The sequence below is a fragment of the Elioraea tepida genome (genome assembly GCF_019203965.1).
In the GTDB taxonomy this organism is placed as follows: domain Bacteria; phylum Pseudomonadota; class Alphaproteobacteria; order Acetobacterales; family Acetobacteraceae; genus Elioraea_A; species Elioraea_A tepida.
In genome coordinates this window covers 232,730-251,752 of record NZ_CP076448.1, presented here as the reverse complement: position 1 = coordinate 251,752, position 19,023 = coordinate 232,730, and the positions used below count along the sequence as shown (strand labels likewise).

Here is a 19,023-nt window from a genome sequence, read left to right as displayed (position 1 = left end):
CCGAGGCTCAGCCGCGCGCGACGCGTTCGAGTTCCGCCTTCACGAGACGCTCGACGAGCCCGGGCAGGTTCGCATCGAGCCAGGCCTTGAGAAGCGGGCGAAGCTCCTCGCGCACGATCTGCTCGAGCGTCACCGCACCGTTGCCGAGAGCGATGTCGGCCGCGGCCTGGCGCGGCATCTCCCCCTGCCCGCGCGCGGCGCGCAGCGCGGCGAAGGAGGCGGCGGTGGCGGTGGCGGCGGCCGTGCCGATCAGCCCCTCCTCGACACCGGCAACGGCGGACGGGGCGGCGCCCGCTTCCGGCTGCGGCGCAGGAGTGGCCCCGGCGGAGGAAGAGGCGAACATCGCGTCGATCTCCGCTTCCGACATCGGCGCCGGAGCCGAGGACTGGGGCGCGCCGGCGAGGAGAGCGTCGATCTCGGCCTGCGACCCCGAAGGCCGCGACGCGGCGGCGTCGGGTGCCCTCTGCTCGGGCACGAGCATCTGCTCGGTCAGGTCGAGGATGTCGTCGGCCGGGGCGCCACCTGGCTCGGGCGTGGTCGCAGCCGGCATCGGCGCGGCCTGATCTTCGGCCAGGATCCGCCTGATCGAGGCGAGGATGTCCTCCATCGAGGCGTCCTGCCCGACCGGCGATTGCGGCGCGGCGGGCTTGGGCGGTTCGGCGCTCATCGCGACGCCGTCGGGGTCAGAGGCAGCGGCCGTGCGGGGGGCACGTCCGTGCCGATCCAGCGGTTCCGCACCGAGGTGTAGTGCTCGAGCGGATCGTAGATCTGGACCGGAAGCTGAAGGTCGCGCGCTGTCAGCCTGCCCGCGGCCGCGGCGAGCGCATAGGTCGCGATCAGGTAGTCGCGCGTGGCGCGCACGAGAGCGGTTCGGGCATCAAGAAGCTCCTGCTCGGCGTTCAGGACGTCGAGCGTCGTCCGGCTGCCGACGAGCGCCTCGCGCTGCACGCCATCGAGGGCGATCTCGTTGGCGCGGATCTGCGCCGTGCGTGCGTTCACCTCGGCACGCGCCGCCTGAAGCGTCTCCCAAGCGCGCCGGGCATTGTCCACCACCTGGCGGCGAACCTCGTTCAGCACCTCCTGCGCCCGCTGCGCCTCCTGCTTCGCCTGGCGCACGCGCGCATGCTCCTGCCCCCCCTGGTACAGCGGCACCGACAGCACCCCGACCAGCTGCCCGCCGGTGCTGCGGGTGTCGCGCAGGGAGTTGTCGTCATTTCGGAACGCGCTGCCCTGGAGCGAGGCGGTGGGCAGAAGCTCGCCGAAGACAACGTCGATGTTGTGGATCGCGGCCTGTTCCTCGAACCGAGCGCGCAGCACGTTCGGGTTGTTCGCCTCGGCCAGCCGGGCGGCCTCTTCGGCGTCGCGCGCGATCGGCCGAAGCGGCGGCGGTGCGGTGAGCGCGCGCGGCGGCTCGCCGATCAGGCGCTCGAAGTTCGACCGCGCCGTCTGCAGATCGCCGTCGGCGCGGCTTCGTTCCGAACGCGCGCGCTCGAGCCGCGCCTCTGCCTGGGCGACGTCGGTTCGGGTGATCTCGCCGACCCGGAACCGGTCGCGCGCCGCCTGGAGCTGCCGTTCGAGCACGCGCACATTGTTCGTCGTCAGCCTCAGGACTTCCTGGTTCTGGATCACCGTGACATAGGCATTGACCGCATCGGCGAGCACGCTCTGCTCGGTCGCGAGCAGGTTGGCGCGCTCGGCGAGCACCTGGCTCTCGGCACGCCGCGTCGCCGCGACGGTGCGGCCGCCGCGATAAAGAGGCTGGACGAAGGTCGCGCTGCCCGAGAGGGGGTTGCGTTCGAGATTGGTGCGCGTGCGCAGCCCGTTGGGCTGGAGCGCTCCCGTCTGCGTTCCGTCGGCGTAGCCGTATTGCCCCTGAAGCGTCACCACCGGACGCCAGCCGGAGAGCGCCTGCGGAACGTTCTCGTCGACGGCACGAAGCCGCGCGCGGGCGGCCTGCAGCGTCGGGTTGTTGGCGTAGGCGAGCGCCAGCGCCTCGCGCAGCGTCTGCGCCTCGGCGGCATAAGCCGGAAGGAGGACGCACGCCGCAAGCACCGCCGCCCCTCCCCAACGCCCGATCATTCCGCCCACGCCACGCTGTTGATCACCCATCGTCCGGTCCACCGCTCTCCTCGCCAACGTCTTGCGACGTGCATGCCGCTGCGGCCCGGATTGGCCGCCAACTCCGCGACGCAGCACCTAGGCTGCTAGGCTGCCGCCATTGCGCATCGCTGTGCAAGGGCGGAACGACGCAGGCCACGCCGCGCCCCCCGTGCGCCGATCAATAGGTGGGCAGCGACGGGTCCACCTCCGCCGCCCAGGCGTCGATCCCGCCGGCGAGGTTGACCGCGTTGGCGAACCCTCGTGCCCGAAGCCAGAGGGTGACGCGCAGGCTCCGTCCGCCATGATGACAGAGCACGACGACCGGCACGTCCCGCGGCAGCGCTGTGGTCCGCTCCGGCACCTCGGCCATCGGAATCGTGAGCGAGCCGGCGAGAGACGCGATCGCGACCTCCCACGGCTCGCGCACGTCAAGAACCGCATGCGGAACGCTGTCCCGTCGCCAGGCATCCAGGGTGGCGACATCGATCTCGATCGGCAGGGGAAAGGACGGGCCGGCCACGCCGCGCCTCAGAACACGAAGGCCGGGGCGCGGCGGAACTCGGGCAAGGTCGGGGTGCCGGCCTCGAACAGCACCACCTCCGTGACCGTCCCGGCGGCGCGAAGCAGACGAACGGCACGGCCGAGCACGCCCGGGCGGGAGGAGGCACGCACCGTGACGAGGCGCCCCCCTTCCGCGAGCTGCTCCGTCAGGCCTCCGGGGATCTCCTCCACCGCCCCTTCGATCAGGATCACGTCATAGGGTGCCGCCGCGGCCCAGCCTTCCACGAGCGGCCCGGCCACGACCGTCGCCCCCTCGATATCGGAGAGCCTTGAGCGGAGAGACTCCACAAGTGCTCCCGGGGTCTCGAGCGCAACCACGCGCGCCCCCATCCGGCACAGCACCGCAACGCCGTAGCCCGCGCCCGCTCCGACCACGAGCACGCGGCACCCTGGCCGGACCCCAGCCGCCTGGACGAGGCGGGCGAACACCATGGGCTCCATCAGGAAGCGCCCGCCGCCGAGCGGGATGTCCTCATCGACATAGGCAAGCGGGCGCTTCGCCTCGGGCAGGAACGACTCGCGCGGCACCTCCGCCATCGCGTCGAGCAGGCCCGGGTCCGTCACCCGGTTGGGGCGGAGCTGGCCTTCGACCATATTGAATCGTGCCTTGGCGAAATCCATGCGGCTGTCTGATCCCCCTTCCGCTGGGCGTGCCGGATATTGGCCCTGCTGTCGCGGTGCAACAAGACGCCCGGTTTAAGGCCGCCGCTTGACCCTGACCGGGCGTGGCCCTAACGAAACGCGGTGTCGCGCGGCCCGATGGCAGAGTGGTCATGCAGGGGACTGCAAATCCCCGGACGTCGGTTCGATTCCGGCTCGGGCCTCCAACGGCGGCGGAGGCGGCGCGTCGCGGCTTCGGTAGCGACAGGGTCTCCCAAGCCCGGGCGAAGCGCGTTGCCGGCGCGGGCGTGCTTGATCGCGCCGCGGCGCTGCGCTAGACCGCTCGCGGGCGGCTGATCCCCGATAGCTCAGTTGGTAGAGCAGCGGACTGTTAATCCGCGTGTCGCTGGTTCGAGCCCAGCTCGGGGAGCCACCGCGGCCCGGTCCCGATCTCCGCACCGCCACACCGATCGACCGACATCCAGGCGCCGGTTTGCTCAGGCTAACCTGCGTTTCGGACGTCATGCCGCGCGGCCGCCTTCCCCGCGTCGGCTGGTGAGCGGGCCGAGCTTAGACCGGTCAAGCTGAAGCGCGGACCTCCGTGCCGCCGCCCCGCAGGTGCGTTGCACCGATCCGGGACGCTCCGCCGCCCCCAACCGGTTCGCGCTCCGCTTGCGGCGGACGCGACCGACCTGTCATGCTGCACCGCAGCAGAGACCCTCCCATGAGCCCTCTCTCTCCCCCCTCCCCGGTCGAGCGTCTGTTTCGGCCGCGCTCGGTCACGGTGATCGGGGAGGTCGCCGGGGAGAGTCTCGCCGCCCGCGTGCTCGCCGCCCTGCGCTCGGGCGGCTTCCGCGGATCCGTGACCGTTGTCTCGCCCGCCCCCGAGCCAGGAAACGGCATGGCCGCCTTCCCCGACGTCGCGTCCCTGCCGGAGGCGCCCGATCTCGCCCTCGTCGATCTTCGCGGCGAGGCGTTGGCGCCCGGTCTTGCCGCCCTCGCCGCGCGCGGCGCGGGCGCGGCGGTGCTGCTCGGTGACGCCTCGCCGAGCGTCGCGCCGCTTCCCGTCATCGGCCCCCGTTCGTCGGGCGTGATCTCGCCCGCGCTCGGGCTGAACGCTTCGCTCTTCCCTCGCCTACCCGCCCCGGGAGCGCTCGCGCTCGTCTGCCAGGACCGGGGCATCGCCGCCGCCGTGCTCGACCACGCCGCAGGCGAAGGCATCGGCCTCAGCCACGTCGTCTCCCTCGGGGCGTGCGACGGTCTCGGCTTCACTGAGGTCCTCGACTGGCTCTCGCGCGACGGAGCCACGCGAGCGGTCTTGCTTGAGGTGTCGCGGGTGAAGGACCGCCGCGGCTTCCTCTCGGCTGCCCGGGCGGTGGCGCGCGGCAGGGTCGTGGTCGCGCTCCGCACCGCCCCTGCCCCGAGACCGGACCCGGCCGCGGACGTCTCGCTGCCTCCGGGCATCGTCTTCGCCGCGGCGCTGCGTCGGGCGGGGGTGGTCGATGTCGGCGGGCTCGAGGACCTGCTCGACGCGGCGACGACCCTCGCACGCCCGAGGCGCATGCGCGGCGACAGGGTGATCGTGGCCGCCGCCTCGCCTGCGCTCGGGGTGCTCGCTGCCTCTGCGGCGCGCGCCGCCGGTGCTACCTTGGCCGAGCCCTGGCAGGAGGCCTCGAACGCGCTCGCCCCGCTGCTCGACGGCGCGGCCGCGGCGAACCCGCTCGTTTTGCCGCCCGGAGCACCGACCGGGCGGATCGGCGAGCTCCTCGCCCGCGCGGCCAGGAGCGGCTCCGCCGATGCGGCGATCGCGGCGCTTGCCGCCACCGGCGACGGCGGAGCCGCAACCTCCGCTATTGAGGCCCTGATCGCCGCCCAGGCGGCCGCACGCGGCCTGCCGGTGATCGCCGCCGTGCCGGGCGGAGCCGAGGCCGCAGGCCTGCGCTCACGCCTCGCCGCAGCCGGGATCGCGGCCTTCCCGAGCCTCGAGGCGGCGGGACGGGCCCTCAGACTTCTGCTCCACGAGCGGCGCACGCGCGACGCGGCGCGCGAGCTTCCCCCGCGCACCGTCATCGCCGTCGCGCCCGATCGAGAGACCGTCCGCCGCCTCCTTGCGCGGGCGAGAGAGGCAGGCCGCTTGACCCTGACCGAGGACGAGGCGGGAGCGGCGCTCAACGCCTATAGCATTCCGACCGCTCCCTTCCGCGTCGCGTCCGATCCCGCGAGCGCGGCCGAGGCGGCCAGGGCGCTTGGTTTCCCGGTGGTGCTCAAAATCCGCTCGCCGGACCTGCCGCACAAGACCGAGGTCGGCGGTGTGGTGCTCGACCTCGAGACCCCGGACATGGTTCGGGCGGCGGCCGAGGCGATGGCAGCACGTGTCGCCCGGCTCGCGCCGGGGGCGCGCCAGGAGGGGTTCCTCGTGCAGCGGCAGATCGCCCGCGCCGGGCGGCAGGAGCTCTTCCTGCGCCTCGGCCGCGACCCCCTGTTCGGTGCCGCGATCGGCTTCGGCCAGGGCGGCACCGCCGCCGCCCTCGCGGGCGACGTCGCGGTCGAGCTTCCGCCGCTGAACCGCGCGCTCGCCAATGCGCTGATCGCGCGCAGCCGGATCGCCCCTCTGCTCGCCGGCTTCCGCGACCACCCCGCAGTCGACCTCGAGGCGCTCCGCGAGACGCTCGTGCGCCTCGCCCAGCTCGCCGTCGATTTCCCCGACGTGCTCGCGGTCGACGTCAACCCGCTCGCGGCAAGCGCAAGCGGCGTGATGGCACTCGACGCGTGGATCAGGATCACGCCCGAGCCCGCAAGCGGCACGCACCATCTCGCCATCGCCCCCTATCCGGCCGAGCTCGAACGGCAGGTCACGCTCCGCAACGGCAGGGCCGTGACGCTTCGGCCGATCCGACCCGAGGATGCGGAGGCGCATGCCGCCTTCTTCGCGCGGCTTTCGCCCGAGGACGTCCGGTTCCGGTTCTTCGCGCCGATCCGAAGCCTCTCGCCGGAACAGATCGCGCGGCTGACGCAGATCGACTACGACCGCGAGATGGCGATCATCGCGACCACCGGCGCAGCCGGCGACGAACAGGCCGAGACGCTCGGGGTGGTGCGGATCATCCGCTCCGGCGAGGAGGGCGAGTTCGCGATTGTCGTGCGCTCGGACATCAAGGGCAGCGGCCTCGGCACGGAGCTGATGCAGGCTGGTCTCGCCTGGGCGCGCGCCTCGGGCTTGCGCCGAGTGACGGGCGAGGTGCTGGCCGAGAACGGGCCGATGCTTGCCTTCGTCCGCCGGCTCGGCTTCACCGTCACGCCGAGCGGGCACGACCCGGAGGTGATGGTCGCTGTGATCGATCTCGGCACGGAACCGGAACGACAGGGCCGCTGAGCGGGCCCTCAGGCCGGCTCGGAGGCGCGCACTGCGGCGACGAGCTCGCGCACTTTCGCCGCCGCCGTCGCTCCCTTCAGCGCCTCGCGCCAGAGTCCCTCGGCGACCTTCTGGTGCATCGCGACCGCCTCGTCCGCGCCGGTGATCAGCGCGACCCCCGTCTGCGCCGTCGGGTGGGACTCGAGCCGGAACGGGTTGATCGCGAGATGGGCGCGTTCGCGGTTACGCAGGATCTTGAAGTTCCCATTGGGCTCGGCGCCGGCGATCAGACCGAGCTGGATGCCCATCGGCTCCGTCTCCATCAGGGTCGCGATTGTCTCGCACTCAGAGGCCGCGACATCCCGAGCCTGGGCACGCATCCGCTCCGACATCAGCACGGCCCCGCCGACGCCGAGCTCGAGGAAGCGCCTGAGCGAGCCAACCGTCATGATGGCGATGATCGAGGGCCGACGCTGCTGGTACATCCGCTTGCGCGCGGCAAGCACCGAGAGCAGCTGGTCGCCCTGCGCCCGCCAGGCGGCACGATCGCTGCCCGCGAGATCGGCCGCCTCGGCATAGATCTCGGCGAGCGCCTGGTCGAACAGATCGGAAGTGATCAGATAGCTGACCGGGCCGGCGACCTGCAGGATCTGGTCGGTCGTCTCCTCGAGGGCGCGCACGCGCTCAAAATAGGCGACGGCGCGGGAGAAGTACTCGACCCCGATCCCGAGCAGGCTGAGCGGCGAGATCTTCAGAAGCTCGGCAAGCCGCTTGATCGTGTCGAGCTTGATGACCTCACCTTTCTCGTATCGGTAGAGAGCGGCTCGGGAGACACCCAACCTGGCGGCGATCTCCTCAGCGCGCAGGCCGCTCTCCAGACGGTATTGCCGAAGCTGCTGGCCGATCTCGGTGAAGCGCATCGGGTCCTCCACGCCCGGGGCGAGCACTCGCACGCCCCGAATCGTCTCATAAACCGTGAACGGTCACGGTGCAGTAAGACCTACCCTCCGGCTGAGCCGAATTCAAGGCGGCTGTTTCGGGAGGCCTGACCACGCCGCCGTCGTCTTCACCGATCGAGGAAAGACAAGGTGACGAGCGGAACAGGGGCCGGCACGCACCAGCATGGCGGCCCCGGATCGGACGCGGGACGGTCCAGCCGCGCGATCAGCCCTCGGCGACCTTGTGGGAAGCGAGCGCCTCGAGCGCCTGAACCATCGCCGAGTGGTCGAGGTCGGCCCCTCCGGCGGCGGCGACGGCGCTGAACATCTGCTGCGCGACCGCCGTGTTGGGCAGCGCCACGCCGAGGTCCCTCGCCGCGCTGAGGGCGAGGTTGAGGTCCTTCTGATGCAGGCGGATCCGGAAACCCGGGGCGAAGGTTCGCTTGATCATCCGCTCGGCATGCACCTCGAGAATTCGCGAATTGGCGAAACCGCCCATCAGTGCCTGCCGAACCTTCGCCGGATCTGCCCCCGCCTTGGCCGCGAACACAAGGGCTTCCGATACGGCTTGGATGTTGAGCGCGACGATGATCTGGTTCGCCACCTTGGTGGTCTGGCCCGCCCCATTCTCCTCGCCGACGAGGGTGATGGTCTTGCCCATCGCCTCGAAGAGCGGCAAGGCCCGGTCGAACGCACGCTTCGGGCCGCCGACCATGATGGTGAGCGTGGCGTTCTTCGCCCCGACCTCGCCCCCCGAGACGGGCGCATCGAGGTAGTCGCAGCCAAGCGCGTTGATCCTGCTCGCGAAGGTCTTGGTCGCGGTGGGGCTGATCGAGGACATGTCGATCACGAGCTTGCCGGGGCTCAACCCCTCGGCCACGCCGCCCGGGCCGAACAGCACCTGCTCGACGTCCGGCGTGTCGGGCACCATCGTGATCACGACCTCGGCCGCGGCGGCGACGGCCTTGGCGTCGGGCAGAACGGTCGCCGCCGCACGGAGCTCGTCGGTGAGGCTCTTGCGTTCGGGCACGAACAGCTCGTGCCCCTTCGCCTTGAGGTTGAGCGCCATCGGGCGCCCCATGATCCCAAGTCCGATGAAACCGACCTTCATCGCGTCGTCTCTCCCGCGTGTTCCCTCAGTAAAGTTGCTTTGCAGTCAGCGCCCTGCACCACTCAGCTCCGGTAAGGCGCGAACCAATCGAGCCCCGCCTCCGTCTCTCCCTTCGGCTTGTACTCGCAGCCGATGAACCCGTCGAAGCCGAGCCGGTCGATCTCGCCGAACAGGAACGGATAGTTGATCTCGCCGGTTCCCGGCTCGTGCCGGCCCGGGTTGTCTGCGAGCTGCATGTGGCCGATCAGCGGCAGGTGATCGGCGATCGCGCGCGCGAGATCCCCCTGCATGATCTGGCGGTGGTAGATATCGAACTGGATCTTCAGGTTCGGCGCCCCGACATCGGCGATCACCGCTGCGGCCTCCTCCGTCCGGTTGAGGAAGAAACCCGGGATGTCGCGCGTGTTGATCGGCTCGATCACCACGTCGAGCGAGGCGGCAGCAGCGAGCGCCGCCGCCTTGGCGAGATTGTCGCGGTAGACCCGGCCCATGAGGGCGCGATCGGCTCCCTCTGGCACGAGGCCCGCCATGGCGTGGATGCGCGGGCAGCCGGCGGCGGTCGCGTAGTCGATCGCCTTGCGCACGCCCTCGAGGAACTCCTCCTCCCGCCCGGGCAGGGCAGCAAGGCCGCGCTCCCCCTTCGCCCAGTCCCCCGGCACCGTGTTGAACAGCACGACCTTCACGCCCGCGGCGCGGGCCGCGCCCGTGATCTCAGCGGGCGTGTAGTCATAAGGAAACAGGAACTCGACGGCATCGAAGCCGGCCGCCGCCGCGCGGGCGAACCGGTCAAGGAACGGGCTGTCGGTGAACATCATCGAGAGATTGGCGGCGAATTTCGGCATGAGGCCCCCTTGGGTCTGGTGTCGGAGCTGCTGGTGACGTCCCGGTCGCGTCTGGTGCCGGTCAGGCTGAGGCGGCGCCGTAATACAGCATCGCGGCGTGTCGCGCCTCGGCGAAGAACAGCCACCGTTCGACGAGCGCGCCAAAGAGTGCAGACAGCGCCCCGGCCGCCCCGAGCCACGGCGCGGCGTCGCCGCCGAGGCCGAGCCCGACCGCGACCGCCCAGGCTGGGACGACGAACCCCGCGCCGAGCGCGATCCGCCGCAGGACCTCGGCATGCTTGCGGGCGACGACGAACCCCATCTCCCGCATCACGAAGTTCCTTCCCGTATGCGGCGGGTCGATGAGGCGCACGCGGCCGATGCCGCCAAGCCCTGTAGCCGATTCGGGCGTGGCGGGCCCCGAGGTTGTGTCGAGGAACCGCCAATAGGCGCGCTTGTGCAGGAAGCCCCCGGCCAGCGCCGCGAGCGCCGCCGCCCCCGCGCCCCACGCCGCCGGGGCACGAAAGGCAGCGAGCACGGCGAAGGCGAGGGTGAGCCCGGTCGCGGCGCCGATGATCAGATATCCCGGAACGGTCAGCCGGTTCGCCCAGGCGTGGATCGGCTTGAGAGAACGGTAGATCATCCCGGTGCAGACCACGGTTGCCGCGGCGAGGCATGCGGTGAGCACGCCGAGCGCCGCGAGCGCAGCACCGCTGCCTCCCGAGGCGGACAGGAAGGCAAGCAGAAGCGCCGGCGGATAGGTCGCTGCGGCCAGCACCGCCTCGCGCGAGAGCCAGGAGGAGCGCCACTGGCTGAAGGCGCGCCACGCCCGCTCTGGGTGGCCGAGATGAAGCGCCGAGGAGGCAAGCCCGGCCGTGACAAGACCGAGCGCGAGGCCGAACGACGCGACCGCGAAGCCCGGCCCGGGCGGAAGCAGCCCGAACGCCGCGAGCACCCCGAGCGCGGCGAGAAGCCCGTAGCCCGCGCCGGAACCGACGGTGAAGACGATGACGGAGGGGGCAGGGTTCATTTCACCGCGAGAGGATCCGATCCACCCAGCCCAGAAATCCCGAAAGCGTGGTTTCGGGACTCCTGTCGTCGCCGGCCGGAGCGAGCCCAGCGCGCGGCCGCGGCGGAAGGTACTTGTTCACCGGCCGGTAGCCGAGCTCGGGCATCAGGTCGACGCCGCCGCGCTCGGCCACGAGGCGCGAGACGGCGCTCGCTGGGTCGGCAAGGTCGCCGAAGTGGCGCGCCTGGGCCGGGCAGGTGGAGACGCAGGCGGGAACGCGCTCCGCCTCCGGAAGGGTCTCGTTGTAAATCCGGTCGATGCAGAGCGTGCATTTCTTCATCACGCCCTCGTCCTCGTCATACTCCCGCGCACCATAGGGGCAGGCCCAGGAGCAGAGCTTGCAGCCGATGCAGGTGTCGGGGTTGACGAGCACGATCCCGTCCTCGGCGCGCTTGTAGCTCGCCCCGGTGGGGCAGACGGTAACGCAGGCGGGCTCGTCGCAGTGCAGGCAGGAGCGTGGGAAGTGCACCGTTCTTCCCCGTTCCCCCTCGCCCGCCTCGAAACTGTGCACCCGGTTGAACCACACCCCTCTCGGATCGGCGCCGTAGGGGTCGAGGTCGGTGAGCGGAGCGGAATGGCCGCCCGTGTTCCACTCTTTGCAGTTCACCGCGCAGGCATGGCAGCCCACACAGGTGTCGAGGTCGATCACAAGACCGAGCCGTTTCGCGGGCTGGGTGTCGGGAAGGCTCGTCATCGCCCCTTGGCCCGGTTCTCAGGCGAACGTCCGAAAGCGGCGCCGAAGCGGAGCGGCCCCTTCGGCGCGGCGATTCCGGGCGGGGGCGCGAGCGGCGGCAGCGCCGGTTCGGTCACGGAACGGCCTGTTTCCGCCTTCTCCACGCGCACCCGGAGGTCGTACCACGCGGCCTGGCCGGTCACCGGGTCGGCGTTCAGCCGCGCCTCTCCCTCCCCGCCAGGAAGATGCTCGCTGATCAGATGGTTGAGCAGGAAGCCGCGCGTCGCCTCCGGTGCCCGCGGGTCGAGCGCCCAGGCGCCGGCGCGCTTGCCGATCGCGTTCCAGGTCCAGACCGTTCCGGGTTCGACCCCATCCATCAGCCGCACCTGCACGGTGATCCGCCCGTGATGGCTCGTCACGTGAACCCAGTCGTCGTCGGCGATGCCGAGGCGGGAGGCGGTGCCGCGGTGCATATAGAGCCGGTTCTCGCCGTGGATCTGCCTCAGCCACGCGTTCTGGCTTCCCCAGGCGTGGTACATCGCGGCCGGGCGCTGCGTCACCGCCCGCAGCGGGAAGTCGGCCTCCTCCACCGCCTCGCCCTCGAAGGGCGGGTACCACACCGGCAGTGGGTCGAGGCAGGCGATGATCCGCCCCCGCAGGTGGTCGGGCGGCTGGCGGTCGCCATGGCCCATTGCGGCGAGGCGGAACCGCTGCAGCGGCTCGAGATAGGCCTGCAGAACGACAGGCTCCGGCCGCGCGAGGAACCCCATCGCCACGGCGTGTTCGAGATAGGCGCGGTTGGCGAACTTCATGAACAGCGCCTGCTCGGGAAGGCGCATCTTCCAGAAGCCGCCGTTCTCGATGTAGCGCTCGAGCTGGCGCGGGTTCGGCTCCCCGCGCCCCTCCTTGCGTCCGTCCTCTCCCCGCCAGCCGGCGAGCGGGCCAATCCCCGGGGCACGCTCGTGGTTGACGATGTAGTCGGCGTAGCCGCCCGGGTAGCGCGGCGTGCCGTCCTCGCGCACCATGCCGGGCAGGCCGAGACGCGCGCCGAGGTCAAGCAGCACATCCTGGAAAGGGCGCACGTCCCGGTCGGGCGCCACGACGGGGTGGCGGATCGCATCGGCCGGCCCCTCGGCGCTGCCGATCGGCCGGTCGAGGAGGGAAATCGCGTCGTAGCGCTCGAGATAGGTGGTGTCAGGCAGGACGAGATCGGCGTAGGCGACCGTCTCCGACGCATAGGCATCGGCGTAGATGATGCGGGGGATGCGGTATGACCCGTCCGGGTTCGTATCGGTGAGCATCCGCACCGTTCCAGCGCTGTTCATGGCCGAGTTCCAGGCCATGTTCGCCATGTACAGGAACAGCACATCGATCGGGTAGGGGTCGCCCGCCCAGGCGTTCCGAATCACGAGATGCATCATCCCGTGCGCGGCGAGCGGCGCCTCCCAGGAATAGGCCTTGTCGATCCTGAGCGGCCTCCCCGTCGCGTCGACGAGGAGGTCGTCCGGCCCCGTCGGGAAGCCGAGCGGCGGGCGTGGAAGAGGCGCACCGGGCGCGACCTCGCCGAGCTTGCCCCCCGGCAGGATCGGCGGCGGCGTGGGCCGCGGATAGGGCGACTTGTAGCGCCAGGCGCCGGGGCAATCGACGGCGCCGAGCAGCATCTGCAACAGATGCAGAGCGCGGCAGGTCTGGAAGCCATTGGCGTGCGCGCTGATGCCGCGCATCGCGTGGAACGCCACGGGCCTTCCGACGAAGCGCTCGTGCCGGACGCCGCGCCAGTCCGTCCAGGGCGTCTCGACGGTAATTGCCTCCTCGAAGGCGACGCGCGCGATCTCCGCCGCGAGCGCGCGGATCCGCCCCGCATCGATACCCGTCACGGCCGCGGCGCGCTCAGGCGCGAGCGCGGGGTCGAGGTACCGCTCCGCCATCGTGACGAACACGGGCCGCGCGCGGCGGCCGTCGGTGAGCGTCACGGAGGCGGTCAGAGAGGGCGACACGTCCGGCGCGTCCCAGGCGTGCAGGCGGCCGTCGCCGTCCGCCACCAGCGGCCTGCCGTCCTCCCCGCGCGCGAATAGGCCGTGCTCGGCCGTTCCCGGCGCATCGATCGTGAGCCAGGGCGAATTGGTCCAGGCGCGCAGGAAGGCGAGGTCGATCTTGCGGGTCCGGAACAGCTCGTGGATCAGGGCGAGCACGAGCGCGCCGTCGGTGCCGGGGCGGATCGGAAGCCAGGTGTCGGCGATCGCGGAGTAGCCCGTGCGCACCGGGTTGACCGAGACGAACCGCGCCCCGCGCGCCTTCAGCCGCGCAAGCCCCAGCTTGATCGGGTTGCTGTCATGGTCCTCGGCGACGCCGAACATCAGGAACAGCTTCGTGCGCTCGAAATCCGGCTCGCCGAACTCCCAGAAACTGCCGCCGAGGGTGTAGAGGCCGGCGGCCGCCATGTTCACCGAGCAGAACCCGCCATGCGCGGCGAAGTTCGGCGTGCCGAAGGCCTGCGCCCACCAGCCGGTGAGCGCCTGGCTCTGGTCACGCCCTGTGAAGAAGGCAAGCCGTGCCGGGTCCTTCGCGCGCACCTCGGAAAGCCAGGACTGCGCGAGGCCGAGCGCCTCCTCCCACCCGATCTCCTCGAACGCGCCCTCGCCGCGCGGGCCCACGCGCTTGAGCGGCTTCCTCAGACGCGCCGGCGAGAGATGGTTCATGATCCCGGCCGAGCCCTTCGCGCAGAGCACGCCGCGATTGACCGGATGGTCCGGGTTGCCCTCGATGTAGCGGACCTGGCCGTTGCGGAGATGAACCCGTATCCCGCAGCGGCAGGCGCACATGTAGCACGTGGTGCACGTCACCTCGTCCGAGACGACGGGCGAGAGATCGAGGGTCTCCATTCCCGCGGAACGCTCCCGAAGACAGCCGGACGCTAGGCGCGCGCACGAGCGGCGTCAAACCGCCCTTCCCCTGGCCAGGGAGGAGGGCGCGCACTATAGGGGCCGGGCGCGCACGGAGGACACCGATGAGCTGGTCCCCGACCTTCACCACCCGCCCCGAGATCCTCGGCACGTTCGGCGTCGTCGCCTCCACCCATTGGCTCGCCTCCGCCGCCGGCATGGGCGTGCTCGAGCGCGGCGGCAACGCCTTCGATGCCGCCGTCGCCGCGGGCTTCGTGCTTCAGGTGGCGGAGCCGCACCTCAACGGGCCCCTCGGAGATGTGCCGATCCTGCTCCACAGCGCCGCCGAGAACCGACAGAGCGTGATCTGCGGCCAGGGGCCTGCCCCCGCAGCCGCGACAATCGCGAAGCTGCGCGACGAGCTCGGCCACGAGCTGATCCCGGGCACCGGCCTTCTGCCCGCTGTCGTTCCCGGCGCCTTCGATGCGTGGATGCTCATGCTGCGCGACTGGGGAACGATCAGCCTGCGCGAGGCGCTCGCGCCCGCGATCTCCTACGCACGCCACGGCGTTCCGGTGGTGCCGCGGATCAGCGCCACGATCAGCACCATGCAGCCGCTCTTCACCGCTGCCTGGACCAGCTCGGCCGCGGTGTTCCTTCCGGGCGGCGAAGTGCCAGAGCCGGGCACGCTGTTCCGCAACACAGCGCTTGCCGAGACCTACGAGCGGGTCCTGCGCGAGGGCGAGTCGGCGGGCGCTGATCGCGTGGCGCAGATCGAGGCCGCGCGTCGCGCCTGGTATCGCGGCTTCGTGGCGGAGGCGATCGACCGGTTCTGTCGCGGAACGGACGTGCTCGACGTCTCCGGCCGAACTCATCGCGGGCTGCTCACCGCCGACGACCTCGCACGCTGGCAGGCGCGCTACGAGGAGCCGCTCGCCTACACGTATCGCGGGGTGACGGTGCTCAAGTGCGGGCCGTGGAGCCAGGGGCCCGCCTATCTCCAGACGCTCGCCCTGCTCAAGGGTTTCGACCTCGATGCCACCTCACCGCTCGACCCCCACTTTCTCCATTGCATCATCGAGGCGCAGAAGCTCGCCTTCGCCGACCGCGAGGCCTGGTATGGCGACCCGGACTTCGTCGATGTTCCGCTCGCGCATCTGCTCTCCGACGACTATAACGACCATCGCCGGCGGCTCATCGGCGAGACCGCCTCGTTTGAGCTTCGCCCAGGCAGGGTGCCCGGCCGTGTCACCCCGTGGGTCGATCACGCGGCGCGGCACCGCGATGCCGCGAGCTACGGCTCCAACACCGGCGCGGGCGAGCCAACGGTCGCACGCCTCGGTGCGATCGGCGGTGACACCTGCCATGTCGACGTGATCGACCGTCACGGCAACATGGTCTCCGCCACGCCCTCGGGTGGCTGGCTGCAGTCAAGCCCGGTGATCCCGGAGCTCGGCGTTCCGCTCGGCACGCGCGGGCAGATGTTCTGGCTCCGCGAGGATCATCCGAACGGGCTTGCCCCTGGGAAGCGGCCGCGTACGACGCTGTCGCCCTCGATGGCGCTGAAGGACGGGAGGGCCTGGATGGCCTACGGCACGCCCGGCGGCGAACAGCAGGACCAGTGGTCGCTCGCCTTCCTGTTGCGGATGATCCACCACCGGTTCGACATCCAGCAGGCGATCGACGCTCCCGCCTTCCACTGCGAGCACTGGCCGTCCTCGTTCTGGCCACGGCCGGCACGGCCAGGGCGGGTGGTGATCGAGGAGCGGTTCGGGCCGGAGGTCGCGGAGGCGCTCGCCCGCCGCGGCCATGACGTCGAGGTCGGCGGTCCGTGGAGCGAGGGAAGGCTTTCGGCGGCGCGGCTCGAGAACGGGCTCCTGAAGGCGGGGGCCAATCCGCGCGGCATGCAGGGCTATGCCGTCGGCCGCTGAGATGGAACTGGACGGTCAGAGGCCGGCGCCGCTTGCACCGCGGGAGATCTTCCTTCTCTTTCTGAGCATCTCGGTGCAGAGCTTCGGCGGCACGCTCCCCTTCGCCCGGCGCGAGCTCGTCGAGCGCCGGCGCCTGCTCACCGGCCCGGAGTTCGCCGAGCTGCTTGCGCTCGGGCAGATCCTGCCCGGGCCGAACGTGATCAACCTCGCTGCCGCCTTCGGCGATCGCCATGGCGGCGCGCGCGGGGCTGCCGCCGCCGTCGCCGGAATGGTCGTCGTGCCGGTGCTGATCGCGATGCTGCTCGCCACGCTTGCGAGCGCTTACGCATCTTCCCGCGATGCAGGGTGCGCTTCTCGGCATGGCGGCAGCGGCGGCGGGGCTCCTGCTCGGAACCGCGTGGCGCATGGGAGAGCCGATCCGCAGCAGCCCGCTCGGCCTCCTCGTCTTCGCCGGCGTGTTCGGAGCGGTCGCGCTGCTTCGCCTGCTGCTTGCGCTCGTGCTTCTTGCGGCCATCCCGCTCTCGCTCGCCCTGCACGGCGCGTTCGGGAGGCTCCGGCCAGATTTTTGCTCTTGCTGCACGTGATGGCCGTCTCCTTGGGCCTGTCGCTGCTCGCGGTCGGCGGGGCGATCGCGATCGTGCCCGAGATCTATCGGATCGCTGTCGTGTCGAACGGCTGGCTCGAGCCCGCGCGGTTCGCCGAGCTCTACGCCATCAGCCAGTTCGCGCCCGGGCCGAACGCGATGATCGTGGCGCTGATCGGCTGGGAAGTCATGGGGGGGGGAGGCTCGGCGGCTGGGTGGGAGGGCTCGCCGCCATGGCGGCCTTCGTCGGCCCGACGAGCGTGATCTCGGTGCTCGCCGTCTGCTCCTGGGCCGCGCGCATCCCCCCCGCGCGGCAGACGCTGCTCCGTGCCGCGCTCCTGCCCCTCTCGGTTGCGCTCGTCGCCTCATCGGGCGTCCTGATCACGTCGAGCCTCGGGGCGGGAGGCCTCATTCTGCTCGTGGTCGCCTCTGTCGCGGTGGTCTCGGCCATGACGACCGTGCACCCGCTTCTGCTTCTCGCCGCTGGGGCGGTCGCCGGTGCCGTCTCGACCCTGCTTTAGCGCTTCTTGGGCTTGGCGGCGGGCTTAGCGGCGCGGCCGCGCGCAGTCGCGGCTCGCTTCGCCGGTTTCTTGTTGGGCCGGGCCGGCTTGGCCTGCGGTTTCGCGGCGGCGCGCATGGCGGTCAGCGTCGTGCGCGTCGTGATCTGGTCGGGGTTCATGCGGAGCTCGACGAGCGCGGGCTTTCCGGAAGCGAGAGCACGCTCCATCGCCGGGGCGAACTCTGCCGTCTCCTGCACCACTTCGCCGTGGCCGCCATAGGCCTCGATGAACTTCGCGAAATCCGGGTTGGTCAGCGCCGTGCCGGAGACGCGGCCGGGATAGTCGCGCTCCTGATGCATCCGGATCGTGCCATACATTTGGTTGTTGAACACCAGGATCACGGGGTTGACGCCGTGGTGGAAGGCGGTCGCGATCTCCTGGCCGTTCATCAGGAACCCGCCATCGCCGACCATGCTGATGACGGTCCGTTCCGGGAAGAGAAGCTTCGCCGCGATCCCCGCCGGCACCGAATATCCCATCGCGCCGCAGCAGGGTCCGATCAGGACTTGTCCGGCGCCGTAGTTGATGAATCGCACGCCCCAGCCGGAGAAATTGCCGGCATCGGTGGTCACGATTGCATCGGGGGGAAGCATCGCCTCGAGCTGTTTCATAGCCGCGCCGAGGTTGAGCCGCCCCTCGTAGGCGGGAACCTCTCCCGACCACTTGAGCCGGTTGGCGCGGATCTCGCGCGTCCAGGCGCGCCAAGCGGGCTCGACCGTGACGGTCGCGCGCGCCGCTGCAGCGAAGGCGTTGAGGTCGGACTGGATCGGCAGATCGGCCTGGTAGACGCGGCCGAGCTCTCCGCCATCGGGCATCACGTGCACGAGCGGCACCTCGAGTTTTGGCGGCGTGAACACGGTGTAGCCCTGCGTCACCGGCTCGCCCAAGCGCGACCCCACAGCGATGACGAGATCGGCCTCGCGCGCCTTGGCGAACAGGGCAGGGTCGCCGCCATTGCCGAGATCGCCCGCAAATACGGGGAGCGTGTTGTCGAGGATCGCTTGGCGCCGGAAGCCGACGGCGGCGGGAAGCTCGTTCGCCATCAGCCACGCCGCGAGGTCTGCCTTGCCCTCGGCCGTCCAGTGCGCGCCCTGGCCGAGGATCACGAGCGGTCGCCGCGCGCGGGCAAGCAGGCGCTTCAGCTCCGCCATCGCCGCCGGGTCGGGCAGAATGCGCGGTGCCACCGCCGGCCTCGGGTCAGGAACGTCGGCGATGTCGGTCTGCATGTCCTCGGGGATCGCGACCACGACGGGGCCGGGCCGGCCCGACAGGGCGACCTGGAAGGCGTGGTGCATAAGCTCGGGGATGCGCGCGGCGTCGTCGATCTGCGTCACCCATTTCGCGATGCCGCCGAAGAACCGGCGATAGTCGATCTCCTGGAAAGCATCGCGGTCGGTGTCGCCGCGCGGGATCTGGCCGACGAGGAGCACGAGCGGCGTGCTGTCCTGCTGCGCGATGTGGATGCCGATCGACCCGTGGCAGGCACCGGGGCCCCGCGTGACGATCGCCACCCCCGGCCGGCCGGTGAGCTTGCCGTGCGCCTCGGCCATGTTCACCGCAGCACCCTCGAACCGGCAGGTGATCGTTCTGATATGCGATCGGTTCTCGTAAAGCCCGTCGAGCAGGCCGAGGAAACTCTCGCCGGCAACCTGGAACACGTGCGTCACCCCTTGGGCGCGCAGCGCGTCGGCAAGCAGCCGCCCTCCCGGCCGCCCAGCCAACCGTGCGCCGCCGGCGCGCGCGCCCTCCGCAGGCCGTGCTTCGAGATGCGCCATCGTGGTCGTGTTCCCTGGCTTATGGTCGTAACGTGCTGCCCTTATAGTGCGGTGGCAATGCGGCGAA

At 71.0% G+C, this 19,023-nt stretch carries 16 protein-coding genes, 2 tRNA genes and 1 pseudogene; 8 read left to right on the top strand and 11 right to left on the bottom strand.

The window, feature by feature from the left end; genetic code table 11:
- Window positions 1-7: 7 nt before the first annotated feature.
- The 4 genes from KO353_RS01195 to KO353_RS01180 form a co-directional block, all read right to left on the bottom strand.
- The gene (locus tag KO353_RS01195; RefSeq protein WP_218285971.1) at window positions 8-667 is read right to left on the bottom strand and encodes a DUF2497 domain-containing protein; all 660 of its coding nucleotides are present in this window, start codon (window positions 665-667) and stop codon (window positions 8-10) included.
- Complete coding sequence (locus KO353_RS01190; protein WP_235691968.1) at window positions 664-2,109, bottom strand: TolC family outer membrane protein; 1,446 nt, start codon at window positions 2,107-2,109, stop codon at window positions 664-666. The genes KO353_RS01195 and KO353_RS01190 overlap by 4 nt, the downstream gene beginning before the upstream one ends.
- 169 nt (window positions 2,110-2,278) lie before the next feature.
- A complete protein-coding gene (locus KO353_RS01185) occupies window positions 2,279-2,620 on the bottom strand; it encodes a rhodanese-like domain-containing protein (RefSeq protein WP_235691967.1) in 342 nt (113 codons plus the stop codon).
- Between the two features lie 8 nt (window positions 2,621-2,628).
- Complete coding sequence (locus KO353_RS01180) at window positions 2,629-3,282, bottom strand: protein-L-isoaspartate O-methyltransferase family protein (RefSeq protein ID WP_218285970.1); 654 nt, start codon at window positions 3,280-3,282, stop codon at window positions 2,629-2,631.
- Between the two features lie 132 nt (window positions 3,283-3,414).
- On the opposite strand from KO353_RS01180, the gene KO353_RS01175 reads away from it, so the two are divergent.
- The 3 genes from KO353_RS01175 to KO353_RS01165 all read left to right on the top strand — a co-directional run bounded on the left by KO353_RS01175 (window position 3,415) and on the right by KO353_RS01165 (window position 6,634).
- Window positions 3,415-3,488: transfer RNA gene (locus KO353_RS01175), tRNA-Cys, on the top strand.
- A 130-nt stretch (window positions 3,489-3,618) separates the two neighbouring features.
- Window positions 3,619-3,694, top strand: a tRNA-Asn gene (locus tag KO353_RS01170).
- 291 nt (window positions 3,695-3,985) lie between these two features.
- Window positions 3,986-6,634, top strand: a complete 2,649-nt coding sequence (locus tag KO353_RS01165; protein ID WP_218285969.1) for a bifunctional acetate--CoA ligase family protein/GNAT family N-acetyltransferase — start codon at window positions 3,986-3,988, stop codon at window positions 6,632-6,634.
- Window positions 6,635-6,642: 8 nt separating this feature from the next.
- Here KO353_RS01165 and KO353_RS01160 read toward each other — a convergent pair whose 3' ends face one another.
- The 6 genes from KO353_RS01160 to KO353_RS01135 all read right to left on the bottom strand — a co-directional run bounded on the left by KO353_RS01160 (window position 6,643) and on the right by KO353_RS01135 (window position 14,107).
- Entirely contained in the window at window positions 6,643-7,533 is an 891-nt protein-coding gene (locus tag KO353_RS01160; protein ID WP_218287205.1) for a helix-turn-helix domain-containing protein, read from the bottom strand.
- A 244-nt stretch (window positions 7,534-7,777) separates the two neighbouring features.
- Window positions 7,778-8,662: a 2-hydroxy-3-oxopropionate reductase gene (locus tag KO353_RS01155; protein WP_218285968.1), complete on the bottom strand. Its 885-nt coding sequence runs from the start codon at window positions 8,660-8,662 to the stop codon at window positions 7,778-7,780.
- Window positions 8,663-8,724: 62 nt separating this feature from the next.
- On the bottom strand, window positions 8,725-9,504 hold the full coding sequence (gene otnI, locus KO353_RS01150; protein ID WP_218285967.1) for a 2-oxo-tetronate isomerase: 780 nt from the start codon (window positions 9,502-9,504) through the stop codon (window positions 8,725-8,727).
- Between the two features lie 61 nt (window positions 9,505-9,565).
- Complete coding sequence (locus tag KO353_RS01145) at window positions 9,566-10,513, bottom strand: dimethyl sulfoxide reductase anchor subunit family protein (RefSeq protein ID WP_218285966.1); 948 nt, start codon at window positions 10,511-10,513, stop codon at window positions 9,566-9,568.
- A 1-nt stretch (window position 10,514) separates the two neighbouring features.
- Complete coding sequence (locus tag KO353_RS01140) at window positions 10,515-11,246, bottom strand: 4Fe-4S dicluster domain-containing protein (protein WP_218285965.1); 732 nt, start codon at window positions 11,244-11,246, stop codon at window positions 10,515-10,517.
- Window positions 11,243-14,107 carry a molybdopterin oxidoreductase family protein gene (locus tag KO353_RS01135; RefSeq protein WP_218285964.1) on the bottom strand — a complete coding sequence of 955 codons (2,865 nt, stop codon included), beginning with the start codon at window positions 14,105-14,107 and terminating at the stop codon, window positions 11,243-11,245. The genes KO353_RS01140 and KO353_RS01135 overlap by 4 nt, the downstream gene beginning before the upstream one ends.
- A gap of 125 nt (window positions 14,108-14,232) precedes the next feature.
- Between KO353_RS01135 and KO353_RS01130 the strand changes: the two genes are divergently transcribed.
- The 5 genes and pseudogenes from KO353_RS01130 to KO353_RS01120 all read left to right on the top strand — a co-directional run bounded on the left by KO353_RS01130 (window position 14,233) and on the right by KO353_RS01120 (window position 17,142).
- Window positions 14,233-16,038 (top strand): gamma-glutamyltransferase family protein, encoded by a 1,806-nt coding sequence (locus tag KO353_RS01130; RefSeq protein ID WP_218285963.1) that lies wholly within the window; start codon window positions 14,233-14,235, stop codon window positions 16,036-16,038.
- Window positions 16,022-16,354: pseudogene (locus KO353_RS16960) on the top strand (chromate transporter); the annotation flags it as partial. The gene KO353_RS01130 and the pseudogene KO353_RS16960, both read left to right, overlap by 17 nt.
- Window positions 16,355-16,376: 22 nt before the next feature.
- Entirely contained in the window at window positions 16,377-16,622 is a 246-nt protein-coding gene (locus KO353_RS16210; RefSeq protein WP_235691966.1) for a hypothetical protein, read from the top strand.
- A complete protein-coding gene (locus KO353_RS16205) occupies window positions 16,619-16,885 on the top strand; it encodes a chromate transporter (protein ID WP_235692078.1) in 267 nt (88 codons plus the stop codon). Before KO353_RS16210 ends, KO353_RS16205 begins: the two co-directional genes overlap by 4 nt.
- The gene (locus tag KO353_RS01120; RefSeq protein WP_218285961.1) at window positions 16,855-17,142 is read left to right on the top strand and encodes a hypothetical protein; all 288 of its coding nucleotides are present in this window, start codon (window positions 16,855-16,857) and stop codon (window positions 17,140-17,142) included. The genes KO353_RS16205 and KO353_RS01120 overlap by 31 nt, the downstream gene beginning before the upstream one ends.
- On the opposite strand, the gene KO353_RS01115 is transcribed toward KO353_RS01120, so the two are convergent.
- Window positions 17,139-18,956 carry a thiamine pyrophosphate-dependent enzyme gene (locus KO353_RS01115; protein ID WP_218285960.1) on the bottom strand — a complete coding sequence of 606 codons (1,818 nt, stop codon included), beginning with the start codon at window positions 18,954-18,956 and terminating at the stop codon, window positions 17,139-17,141. The genes KO353_RS01120 and KO353_RS01115 overlap by 4 nt on opposite strands.
- Window positions 18,957-19,023 lie beyond the last annotated feature (67 nt).

Bases quoted from the DNA above. Each gene is read 5' to 3' on its own strand.
- KO353_RS01180 (WP_218285970.1), bottom strand. From the start codon at position 3,282: ATGGATTTCGCCAAGGCACGATTCAATATGGTCGAAGGCCAGCTCCGC.
- KO353_RS01145 (WP_218285966.1), bottom strand. From the start codon at position 10,513: ATGAACCCTGCCCCCTCCGTCATCGTCTTCACCGTCGGTTCCGGCGCG.
- KO353_RS01135 (WP_218285964.1), bottom strand. From the start codon at position 14,107: ATGGAGACCCTCGATCTCTCGCCCGTCGTCTCGGACGAGGTGACGTGC.
- KO353_RS01130 (WP_218285963.1), top strand. From the start codon at position 14,233: ATGAGCTGGTCCCCGACCTTCACCACCCGCCCCGAGATCCTCGGCACG.
- KO353_RS01155 (WP_218285968.1), bottom strand. From the start codon at position 8,662: ATGAAGGTCGGTTTCATCGGACTTGGGATCATGGGGCGCCCGATGGCG.
- KO353_RS01120 (WP_218285961.1), top strand. From the start codon at position 16,855: ATGGCGGCCTTCGTCGGCCCGACGAGCGTGATCTCGGTGCTCGCCGTC.
- KO353_RS01190 (WP_235691968.1), bottom strand. From the start codon at position 2,109: ATGGGTGATCAACAGCGTGGCGTGGGCGGAATGATCGGGCGTTGGGGA.
- KO353_RS01160 (WP_218287205.1), bottom strand. From the start codon at position 7,533: ATGCGCTTCACCGAGATCGGCCAGCAGCTTCGGCAATACCGTCTGGAG.
- KO353_RS01165 (WP_218285969.1), top strand. From the start codon at position 3,986: ATGAGCCCTCTCTCTCCCCCCTCCCCGGTCGAGCGTCTGTTTCGGCCG.
- KO353_RS16210 (WP_235691966.1), top strand. From the start codon at position 16,377: ATGCAGGGTGCGCTTCTCGGCATGGCGGCAGCGGCGGCGGGGCTCCTG.
- KO353_RS01115 (WP_218285960.1), bottom strand. From the start codon at position 18,956: ATGGCGCATCTCGAAGCACGGCCTGCGGAGGGCGCGCGCGCCGGCGGC.
- KO353_RS01195 (WP_218285971.1), bottom strand. From the start codon at position 667: ATGAGCGCCGAACCGCCCAAGCCCGCCGCGCCGCAATCGCCGGTCGGG.
- KO353_RS01140 (WP_218285965.1), bottom strand. From the start codon at position 11,246: ATGACGAGCCTTCCCGACACCCAGCCCGCGAAACGGCTCGGTCTTGTG.
- otnI (WP_218285967.1), bottom strand. From the start codon at position 9,504: ATGCCGAAATTCGCCGCCAATCTCTCGATGATGTTCACCGACAGCCCG.